The 1,413-nt window shown below is 65.5% G+C and carries 1 protein-coding gene; it reads right to left on the bottom strand.

The annotated features are described in order from the left end of the window. Positions 1–213: 213 nt before the first annotated feature. A complete protein-coding gene (locus GY769_12855; protein ID MCP4202809.1) occupies positions 214–1,206 on the bottom strand; it encodes an IS1595 family transposase in 993 nt (330 codons plus the stop codon). Positions 1,207–1,413 lie beyond the last annotated feature (207 nt).

Raw genomic sequence — 1,413 nt, 5'->3', positions numbered from 1 at the left:
GGAAGGCAAGGGCTTGTGCGGTCTTCTGTCTCCGAACCAGCCGCTCGAGCTCCTCCCGCTCCTCCGGGCTCAACTCGATGACCGGTGCGCCGGGTCCCCTGGGCATGTGTCGCCTCCTTTCAGAGGCGCTCCATTGTCGCTCAGGGACCAAGAAATACTGAGGCGGGATTTCCGCGTCAGGACACTAGCCCGACCAGGGGCTATCAAGACGCTTCAGGCTGCCATCCACAGCGGTGTGTCCGGATCGGGTCGTTCGAGGATCTCCCAGTAGCACGGCGGTGATCGCATCACAGCCGCACTGAGCAGTCGCTGGAACAGGAGCCCGCGGGATGCCGACCGCCGTCGGTTGAAGCGAAAGGCGAACTCCTCGACGTAGTTCTGCAGGTGCTTCCGAGAGACCGCGCCCTGGTGCGTGGTGAGAAGGACCCGATGGAGCAGAGCGAATACGCGGTGGATCCCCGGGAGGACGGTGTGAGCTCCTGCCGGGACCGTCTTCATGTTCGTGGCGATGTGCTTGTACCCGGCTTCCTTCGCGGGCCTTCGGTAGCTCCTCCAGTCGTCCGTGAGCAGGGTGGAGCCCGGCGCGACGTGCTCATGGAGAAACGCGCCCAGGCTTGTGGCCGATGCGCTCTCCACGGACTGGAGCCGAAGCCGCCCCCAGCCCTTCTTCCGTTTCACCTCGATCGCACCGGCAATCAGCGCCTTCTTCTTGCCGACCGTCGGTCGACCGGGATGGCCGTGCTCAACGCCTCCCTCCCACGTCTCGTCCGCTTCGACCACGCCGTGGAGCCTGGTCTTTGGTCGAGTGCCGACCGCGGCGCGGAGCTTGTGCAGCCAGGTCCAGGCCGTCGGGTAGCTGATCCCGAGCTGCCTTGAGAGATCCATGGCCGAGATGCCCTGCTTGCTGACCACGAAGAGGAACATCGCGAGGAACCACAGCCGAAGCGGCTTGCGGCTCCCGTGCATCACGGTGCCCGAGGTCAGAGAGATCTGCTTGTGGCAGGAGGTGCATTCGTCGAGGCGGCGGGAAGGCAGAAACCAGGCCCGCCGTCCTCCGCATCGGGGGCAGCGGAAGCCGCCTTCTCCATACTTCCAGCGGCGCAGCAACGCGGCACACGCACGATCGCTCGAGAACTTCCGGGTGAACTCGGGCAAGGTCCCAGGGAGGGAATCATCCCGGGGCAGGGGGATCACGTCTCCGAACATCGGCCACTCCTTTCGTCAGGCCGATGTTAGATCCCGGGTCCGACACGGAACCTGAGCCTTCTTGATAGCCCCTGCCGCGACCAATCGCGCCACTCGCGCGACGTGGACTCCGAGAGGAGGCGCGAGATGACGAAGACGAACTGCGAGCGCGAGCTGCCGGACATCGCCCACCCCATCGCCGTCCACGTGGGATGGCACCTGGACGGG

It is taken from the genome of bacterium (assembly GCA_024224155.1).
Taxonomy (GTDB): domain Bacteria; phylum Acidobacteriota; class Thermoanaerobaculia; order Multivoradales; family JAHEKO01; genus CALZIK01.
The sequence above is the reverse complement of the archived record's forward strand: the minus strand, read 5'-3'. Positions and strand labels throughout refer to the sequence as shown.

Coding starts and splice junctions, on each gene's coding strand:
- GY769_12855 (MCP4202809.1), bottom strand. CDS start 1,206: ATGTTCGGAGACGTGATCCCCCTGCCCCGGGATGATTCCCTCCCTGGG.